We start from the raw sequence: 629 nt of genomic DNA, 5'->3' as shown, positions 1-629 counted from the left end.
CCGAGATAGTCAACGTTAAACACCAGCTCTTTCGGCAGTGCTTCTTCGTCACGCCAGATAACCCAGCCGCAGCCCAGCGGAGCCAGACCAAATTTATGACCAGAAGCACTGATCGATTTCACGCGTGGCAGGCGGAAGTCCCAGACGATATCCGGGGCGACGAACGGTGCCAGGAAGCCACCGCTGGCAGCGTCGATATGCATATCGATGTCGATACCGGTGTCGGCCTGGAACTTATCCAGCGCATCGTGCAGCGGTTGCGGGAACTCATAGTTACCGGTGTAGGTCACGCCGAAAGTCGGCACCACGCCGATGGTGTTTTCGTCGCAGGCCTCAATCATCCGTTTCGGATCCATAAACAACTGACCGGGGCGCATAGGGATCTCGCGCAGCTCCACATCCCAGTAACGGGCGAATTTATGCCAGCAGATTTGCACAGGGCCGCACACCAGGTTTGGTTTATCGGTCGGTTTACCTGCGGCTTCCATACGCTTGCGCCAACGCCATTTCATCGCCATCCCGCCGAGCATACAGGCCTCGGAAGAACCAATGGTGTTGGTGCCAACGGCCTGACCGTTTTTCGGCGCAGGCGCGTGCCACAGATCAGCAACCATGTTTACGCAACGCAG

At 57.6% G+C, this 629-nt stretch carries 1 protein-coding gene; it reads right to left on the bottom strand.

The window, feature by feature from the left end; translation table 11 throughout:
- On the bottom strand, nucleotides 1–629 hold a 629-nt coding region (locus BEA93_RS24585), incomplete at both ends, for a pyridoxal-dependent decarboxylase (protein ID WP_236942912.1).

It is taken from the genome of Escherichia sp. MOD1-EC5950, assembly GCF_002965345.1.
Taxonomy (GTDB): domain Bacteria; phylum Pseudomonadota; class Gammaproteobacteria; order Enterobacterales; family Enterobacteriaceae; genus Escherichia; species Escherichia marmotae.
This window is presented reverse-complemented; position numbering and strand designations above follow the sequence as displayed.